General features: G+C 61.9%; 4 protein-coding genes and 1 pseudogene. 3 read left to right on the top strand and 2 right to left on the bottom strand.

The genetic code is table 11. The annotated features are described in order from the left end of the window. The first annotated feature begins 365 nt into the window (after nt 1-365). Both QM806_RS30475 and QM806_RS30470 read left to right on the top strand, forming a co-directional pair. A complete protein-coding gene (locus QM806_RS30475; protein WP_005566461.1) occupies nt 366-1,766 on the top strand; it encodes an ammonium transporter in 1,401 nt (466 codons plus the stop codon). Between the two features lie 389 nt (nt 1,767-2,155). Continuing rightward, nucleotides 2,156-2,420: pseudogene (locus QM806_RS30470) on the top strand (IS110 family transposase); the annotation flags it as partial. Nucleotides 2,421-2,604: 184 nt separating this feature from the next. On the opposite strand, the gene QM806_RS30465 reads toward QM806_RS30470, so the two are convergent. Together QM806_RS30465 and QM806_RS30460 are read right to left on the bottom strand one after the other, a co-directional pair. Continuing rightward, nucleotides 2,605-5,895, bottom strand: a complete 3,291-nt coding sequence (locus QM806_RS30465) for a protein kinase domain-containing protein (protein ID WP_283293862.1) — start codon at nt 5,893-5,895, stop codon at nt 2,605-2,607. 713 nt (nt 5,896-6,608) lie between these two features. Beyond that, nucleotides 6,609-6,980 carry a hypothetical protein gene (locus QM806_RS30460; protein ID WP_037208140.1) on the bottom strand — a complete coding sequence of 124 codons (372 nt, stop codon included), beginning with the start codon at nt 6,978-6,980 and terminating at the stop codon, nt 6,609-6,611. Nucleotides 6,981-7,191: 211 nt separating this feature from the next. Here QM806_RS30460 and QM806_RS30455 point away from each other — a divergent pair, with 211 nt between their 5' ends. Then, nucleotides 7,192-7,674 (top strand): SRPBCC family protein, encoded by a 483-nt coding sequence (locus QM806_RS30455; protein ID WP_005265147.1) that lies wholly within the window; start codon nt 7,192-7,194, stop codon nt 7,672-7,674. The last annotated feature ends 4 nt before the right edge of the window (nt 7,675-7,678 follow it).

Here is a 7,678-nt window from a genome sequence, read left to right as displayed (position 1 = left end):
ATTTCTTCACCGATCAGAAGCTGGTCGTCACACGATGGTGAGCACTATGCGGCGAGCCAGTGGGAACGCGACATGAACTCCGCAGTCGTCATCGAAACAGATCTCTAAGGTCGAGGACGAAACTCACTCGAAAAATCGCTCTATCCAAGATCAAACGAAGTTGCGCGGTAATCGTTGCACTCGAGGTCACCGCGCATCCAGTGGGGGAACAGACTCAGAAACGTCTCACACATCGTGAGAAATTTGAGCGGCACGCCGTACAGGGCTGGCCTGATTCGTATAGATGGTTCCTTTGGCAAGGAATCTCTTATGGAATCACGAGGCAACCGCGTCTTACCGCTCCACTCTCAGGTAGAAGGATGCCAATGTACCTTGATCAAGTTTCTATGGCGGCGCAGTTTCCGACGGTGGTCTACATTATCGGGCTGATCGCCATCTTGCTGGCCATAGCCGGGATACTTCTATTCGACGCAGGCCTCAGTCGTGCAGGAAACGTGATGCACACGTTGACGCAAAAGCTTGTCGCTGCATTCGTTGCTGCGGCGGGTATGTCACTGATCGGATTCGCCATCTGGGTCACGCAGTTCAACCAGGCTTTCGGTGTTGCAAATCCGCTCGGCCAGGCGATCAAGTCGTGGTGGCTCGGAGGAACGGGCATCAACACCCTACCCCAGGATCTCGACCCAGCGGTCGTGCCGAATGCTGACTCCTTCCAGGCCTTTTACGCGCTCTTCATTCTCTTCGCCGCCTTCTTCGCGGCGCTGTTGGCCGGGTCTGTGATCGAACGGGTCAAAACAAGTTCCTTGGCGTTGATCGCATTACTCTTCGGGGCTGTAGTCATCCCGGTCGCTGGGTACCTGGTCTACGGCTCTGTCGGGCCGCTGTCCAACGCCGGTACCCACGACTTCGGCGGTGCATTCTTCTATATATTGCTTGGGTGTTGGGCGTTCATATTGGTGTGGCGAGCCAGGCCAAGGGTGGGTGTTTTCGACGGCACCACGACCGAGCCTGCGATTCCGCACAACATGTTGTACGTAGTGGTCGGAATGGTACTCTTCCTTGCCGGAATCTGCGGCTACGCGCTTACCAACGGGTACCTGGTACCCGGATCGGGATACTTCGGGATCACCCTCAACGAGAGCGGCATGGGGCTGATTGTCACGAATCTCATGATGGCATTCGCGGCCTCGGCGATCGGCGGCCTGCTGGTCTGGAAGATAGGGAAACACCCGTACTTCTTCTTGGTGTCACCGGTGGCCGGCTGGATTTCGGTGTCGGGGCTGATCGACGTCGTCAAGCCCTGGCAGGCAGGTCTGACCGCCGTGTTTGCGCCCTTCATCCTGCTCGGCGGTTACAAACTGATGATCAGGCTCCGGCTGGACGACGTCAAAGTTGTACCACTTACGCTGGGCCCGGGCATCTACAGCGCTTTGATGACCGCGGTGTTGGCAGGTGGCGTCAAGCAGGGTGGCTACTTTGGAATTACCCAGGGTGAGTATGCCTTCCAGCACGCCTCGATCAACATCGGACATCAATTGTACGGAGTTATCGTTTTCCTGGCGTTCGGTCTCGCGTCGGCGCTTCTCGTGGTCTTCGTGGTCGAGAAGACCATCGGGCTGCGTGACGGGCGAGTCGATGAAGGCCTGGAGGCGAAACTGGATCGCGCAGTCATTGGCGAGGTCGCATATCCTGACCGGACACCTGCAGGGCTACAACAAGCTGACGTATCCGACGAACCGGCTGCCGAGGTCAGCTTAGTGCCTTGACGGCACGCTAGAACTATCCATTCGCCTGAGCTGAATGAACGCGCCACCAGGATGCGAGGTTGGGATCGCCAACAGATCGCCAACACGACGCGTTCATCGCCGATCCGGTGCTGTTCAGCGCACCTGATGGAAGTCGATCAACGAGCCTTCGACAGGTCACGGATTGTCCCGGGAAAGGTGATCACTGAGCCGCCGGCCGGTGAGCACTGTTTGCGCCCGGAGTGAGCGTCGATTGCCAGGGTTGGATCGTGCCCTGGCCGGTCGGTGAGGTCGCCTGTAGCGCTGATGGGGTGTGGTGTCGTGTGAGCATTGATCCGTTAGGTTGTCGCCGGGTGCCTCTGGGCTCGAACAGCTTTCACCCATCCTAGGAGAACTGAAAGGGGCGATCGATGATCTTCGTCGGAGACGACTGGGCGAAGACCATCACGACGTTCACCTGATGGATGACGTCGACCGGCGGCCGTCGTCGCGTTCGGCTGCCGGAAGGGCTGGCCGGCAGCCGTGAACTGCACGAACTGGTAGCCACCCGTCCCGAAGAGACAGGGCAGGTCGTGGTCGGCTTCGAAACCGACCGCGGCCTGCGGGTGCAGGCGCTGACGGCGGCCGGATACCAGGTGTACGCGGTCAACCCACTCGCGGTCGCTCGTCGAGTGACTCGAGACGGTCTCTCGAATAGTCACGCAATGGCCGCCTTCGTGGGCTACGAGGCGCTGGTGAGACTTGGATCCAGTTCGTCGCACCATCCGCGTGATGCTGCGACGAGGAACGCTTCCGGTGCCAGCCTCGTCGTCATGGGCGACCTCGGGGGCGGAGACCGAACCTTCCCCCTACAACACGCTCACGCGTTCTCGGTCACGAACCATGCCGCGATCTGGGCGCGCGAGTTGAATCCGAGTTTGGTGAGGAGGTGTTCCACATGACCCTGTGCGGTCCGCGGCGATATGGTCAGTCTGGTCGCGATCTGGCGATTGGTTAGCCCTTCGGCGACGAGCGCAGCGACTTCGCGTTCACGTTTGGTCAACCGGACAGACGGCTGGCCGGATTGTGACGAGTGCGGTTGTTGCGTTGACTCCACAGCCTCCTCCTCGAGCGCGTAGGTGATTGCGCCATCCGCGTCGAACTGGCTGCCCTTGCTACGAGCTGCGCTGAAGGTGCTGGAGCCGAGTTCGCGAGAGGCGTCGGTCACACATCGATCGTGTTGCTCGTTGAGGGCGGTGAACAGCAGTGGGCTACTCCCGACGGAATGCGCGAAGTTCTCCGCGGCGCCCAAAAGTGTGGCGGATCGTTGAAACTGTCGCTCCTCGCCCGCTGTCCACGCGAGCGCCTCGAGGCACACCGCCGCGGCCAAGCGGTCGTCCACACGTCGAACCAGTACCAACGCTTCTTTCAGAAGTCTGCTCGCCAGTTCCAACTCGCCTCGGCGAATGATGGCCACGCCCATCGCCCACAGGGTGTACGACCGGTACATGGTCTCGTCGTGAGCTTCCGTAATGGAAAGAGCATCGTTGAAACACGCGATCGCCTGATTAGACTCTCCGAGTAGATCGTAACCCACACCTAGCATCACGAGGATCCAAACATGTTGTGTGAGATCATGATCGGTGGACAATGCGGCGCGCGCCTTTTCGAGTTCGGCGCACGCAGGCGTGAGGTCGCCCTTGTAGACTCCGACCACGCCTTCGGCGCGGGCGAGAAAAATGTCGGCAACGGGGTTTGTCGTTTCCTCGGCCAGCGAGCGTGCCTCCTCCAATACGGTCGACGCAGTGTCGAAGTCTCGCTGTACCGCGGCGAGCGAGCTCGCAGCGTAGAGCGCTTTGATCCTGGTGGCGGGATACTGCCCTGTCTCGCACGCCAGTAGACGGTCGAGCCAGTATCTGCCCTCGTTGAACAGGCTGTGGGAGAACCAGAACGCGAATAGAGAAGAGGCGATATCGAGACCCTTTTCGGGGGCGTCGCCCACGGAAAACTCCATTGCCTCACGTAGGTTCGACTGCTCACGGGTCAGTTGCGTGATCCACTCGAGTTGACGGGGGCTGATCCAATCGGCTGCCGCGCCAGCGGACAGCTGCCGACACCATTCTCGATGCTCACGGCGCAGTTGCTGAAGTTCGCCCGACGCCTGCGCCTTCTCTTTGCCGTAGACGCGCAGGATCTCGAGCATCCGGAATCGCACATCCCGGCCTACCTCTTCCCGCATCAGGATCGACTTGTCCACCAGAGAGGTAAGCGTGTCCAGGAACTCGTCGGACGAGATGTCGCGGCTGCAGATAGTCTCGGCCGCGGTGAGTTCGAAGTGACCCGCGAACACCGACAACCGGGACCACACGAGTCGTTCCTGCGGTGAGCACAGCTCGTAGCTCCAGTCGATACACAATCGCATCGTTCGCTGTCTCGGCGGTCCGGCCCAGTGCCCGCGGGACAACACTTCGTAGCGGTCCCTCAGCCGATCCCGAATCTGCTCGGGGGACATCGCCCGCAATCGTGCGGCCGCCAACTCGATCGGTAGGGGCAGACCGTCCAGTTGCCGGCAGATCTGCGCGATCGTGCTCGTGTTGTCTTCGGTCAGAGCGAAGGTGGGAACGGCAGCAGCGGCCCGGTCGGCGAACAGCCTTACGGCGTCGAACTGGGGAAGGCCTTCCGGTGTCGTCGGGCGGCTGTCGATGGGGACGCTGAGTGGTGGAACGCGAAGAACGGCTTCCCCGCTGATTCCCAGTGGCTCGCGGCTGGTGGTGAGGACATAGAGGTTGGGACAGAAGTGCAAAAGTTGGTCGACGACTTCTGCCGTCTTCTCCAGCACTTGCTCACAATTATCGAGCACCAAAAGCAACTTCTGCGAGCCCAGAAACTCTTGAAGAATCTCGATGAGCGGTCGCGCCGTCTGATTGCGTAGCCCGAGTTCGGATGCGACGACGACCACGACGAGCGAGTCGTCCTCGACGGCACCGAGCTTGACGATCCGCACACCGTCAGTGAACGCTGCCTGTACCTTCGCCGCCACACGCAGCGCCAGCCGAGTCTTGCCGACCCCACCGATACCGGTGAGGGTGACAAGGCGCGACACCCCGAGCAGTCGTCGTGCCTGAGCGAGTTCGTGACGACGACCGACGAAGCTGGTCAACTCCAGAGGAAGATCACCCTGCGCGGACTTGCCGACACCGGGCATGGAGTGCGATCGATGCTCTCTCGTGCCGGCGTGCGACCCGGCGGACCCACCTCCCGCTTCGACGCGGACCGCCATCACATCCATCGGAAATCCGTAGCGTGCCTGGATGCCCCGAAGTTCGTCACCGAACGCAGCAGCAGTGGGCTGGCGCTGGTGTGGCTCGGCAGACATTGCACGTTCGATAATGGTGCTGACGTCATCGGGGATTCCGGCGATCCGTGGGTCTGGGACCGGATCGGTCGTGACCCGCAGAAACTGCGCGATCATGTTCTCTCCGCTGCGACGTTCGAATGCGGCATGACCAGTGAGGGCGCAGAATACGGTGGCGCCGAGACCGTATATGTCGGACGCCGCGCTCGGCTCGTCCCCCCGCAACACTTCAGGTGCGGTGAAGGCGGGCGATCCGGTGATTACACGCTTGGTGGTGGTGAATCCGCCAGGTATATGTGCAATGCCGAAATCGGTTAATGCAGGCTCGGCATAGTCGGTGAGCAGGATGTTCGCAGGTTTGACGTCGCGGTGAATGATCCCGAGGCGGTGGGCGCTCTCCAATGCTCCGGCGATACGTATCCCGATCCGGAGAGCCTCGTCCAGTGGAAGTGAACCCTGACGGCTAATCCATGCTTGCAGTGAGCCCTGGGCATGGAATTGCATCACCAGGTACGGCCGCCCACTTCCCGTGGTGCCCACCTGCAGCACGTTCACGATGTTGGGGTTGCCGGTGAGTCGTCCCATCGCCCGCTGTTCCCGGAAAAACCGGGCGCGGTTCTCGTCGTCCAGTTCCGAGGTCATCACCTTCACGGCAATCGTGCGATCGAGGGAACGCTGCCGGCACCGGAACACGACACCGAACCCGCCGCGGCCGATCTCTCGGGGGTCGTCGAATCCGGCGTCTCGGAGCTCCGTAGCGACGACGTGCACTTCGTCGCGTTGGGTCGATAACGGATCGTTCTCAGCCGGCGGCATGGTTCACTCCGTCGGCATATCTATCACGTAACGCCCGAACGTACCTGCCACCTCAATCACCTCTGCAGAGTCCTCCAAGGATATCGCGCATGATCGGAGCCTTTGAGCGAACAATCACCGATTCCTCGCAGCATCTCGGTCACGCATCGCCGCGTCACGAACAATCGCGGTGGCCGGACGCCGCGGCGTTGCGGAACCTCCTCAGCGACTTCCTGGACAGCATCCGGGACAATTTCCGAACCTCGCCCCGAACCGGTCTTACTCCACCGATCGAAAACGGCATTTGCCGTATTGTCTGGACAAGCGAGGCGGTGCCCGGTGTAGAGGCTAGGACGAGTGGGTCGGCCTCGGTGGTAGGCCACATCCAGGGCACTTCGGGATCGAGTGGGTGGGAGATCACTCCGTCGTCGGGCTCGAAGGGGTAGTTGACCTGGTGGATGGTGGCGACCTGCTGGGAGCTGACGGTTGCGGGGGCGGGACCGTAGAGGGTTGTGCCGCCGGGCTCGACCAGGGTGGTGCCAGGTTCGACGCGGGTGACTGGTCGGGAACGTCCTCGTCTGGCGCGTCGCAGGCGACCATGGGCCATGCGTTTGCGCAGCCGATACGGTCTCTGACCTCGATCTTGTACGGGGGGAGCCCGGATTCAGGGGAGACATCCGCGGCTTCCGGGAGCTGACCAGGCCGTGGGCCCACGCTCCCGGCGACCCCGGCGCTCAGAGTTCGATGTACAGGAAGTTGTCGGCCCAATTCGTTTCGCCGCTCGTCGTCGCGAAGTAGAAGATGCGCTCCGAGAATCCGCAATCGAAGTATTCGGCGATCTTCGATTCGCCGGGGGCGAGCGTGCCGAGGTTCCTGCTCTCGTAAACGAGCGGAGTGTGGACCGTGACTCCGGTGGCGGTCCGGTCGCCCTCGTTCGTGACACGCACGGCGCATGCGTTGACACCCTCGGCGTTCGCCTGCGTGATCACGAGGTCGGGTCCGTCGCCGAGGGAGCCGAACGGAGCGGCGGACGCCGTTGCCGCCCCGGCAGTCATCAGTCCCGCGATCATGGCTCCCGCCACTGCCGTACGTCGAAAATTGCCCATGGTTGTGCCCTTTCCCTGGTTGTCTGGACTGTCCCGATCGGCGACGCTACTGTCGCCCACCCGCACGAAGCGTGCAGCCGAATGAAACCGCACTGCCGTGTCGTCTCGTCGAGGCCGGCCGGCACGAGTCCGCTGATCGACATCGACTTGCCGAGTGCGCAACGAGGCATGGTGCTCGAGATCTGGCGACTCGTCATGGTTTGATCGAGTTATGACCGAGGAGAATGGGATTCCCACCGTCGTGACTGCCAGCCGCATCATCGCGGCCCCGGCGCGGACGGTCTTCGAACTGATTGCCGACCCGGCGCAACAGCCGCGGTGGGACGGCAACGACAATCTGGCCGAGGCCGCGGCCGGGCAGCGGGTGCGCGCCGTCGGTGACGTGTTCACCATGACGCTCACGAACGGCGGCATCCGCGACAACCACGTGGTGGAATTCGCGGAGGGGCAACTGATTGCCTGGCTGCCCTCGGTGCAGGGCGATCAGCCACCGGGGCATCTGTGGCGCTGGGAACTCGACCGAGTCGACGAGGCGCACGTCCGTGTCACGCATACCTACGAATGGTCGCGATTGACCGACGAGAAACGCCTCGCGCGGGCCCGGGCCACCACGTCGGACAAGCTTCTGGCCTCTGTCGAGAGGCTCGCCGAACTCGCCGAGGCGAACGGTGAACGTCCCTCGCCTGACCTGTAGCCGA

The sequence above is a fragment of the Rhodococcus sp. IEGM 1351 genome (assembly GCF_030056875.1).
GTDB lineage: Bacteria > Actinomycetota > Actinomycetes > Mycobacteriales > Mycobacteriaceae > Rhodococcus_F > Rhodococcus_F opacus.
This window is presented reverse-complemented; position numbering and strand designations above follow the sequence as displayed.

Excerpts from the sequence above, each read along its gene's own strand:
- QM806_RS30455 (WP_005265147.1), top strand. The coding sequence starts at position 7,192 with ATGACCGAGGAGAATGGGATTCCCACCGTCGTGACTGCCAGCCGCATC.
- QM806_RS30475 (WP_005566461.1), top strand. The coding sequence starts at position 366 with ATGTACCTTGATCAAGTTTCTATGGCGGCGCAGTTTCCGACGGTGGTC.
- QM806_RS30465 (WP_283293862.1), bottom strand. The coding sequence starts at position 5,895 with ATGCCGCCGGCTGAGAACGATCCGTTATCGACCCAACGCGACGAAGTG.
- QM806_RS30460 (WP_037208140.1), bottom strand. The coding sequence starts at position 6,980 with ATGGGCAATTTTCGACGTACGGCAGTGGCGGGAGCCATGATCGCGGGA.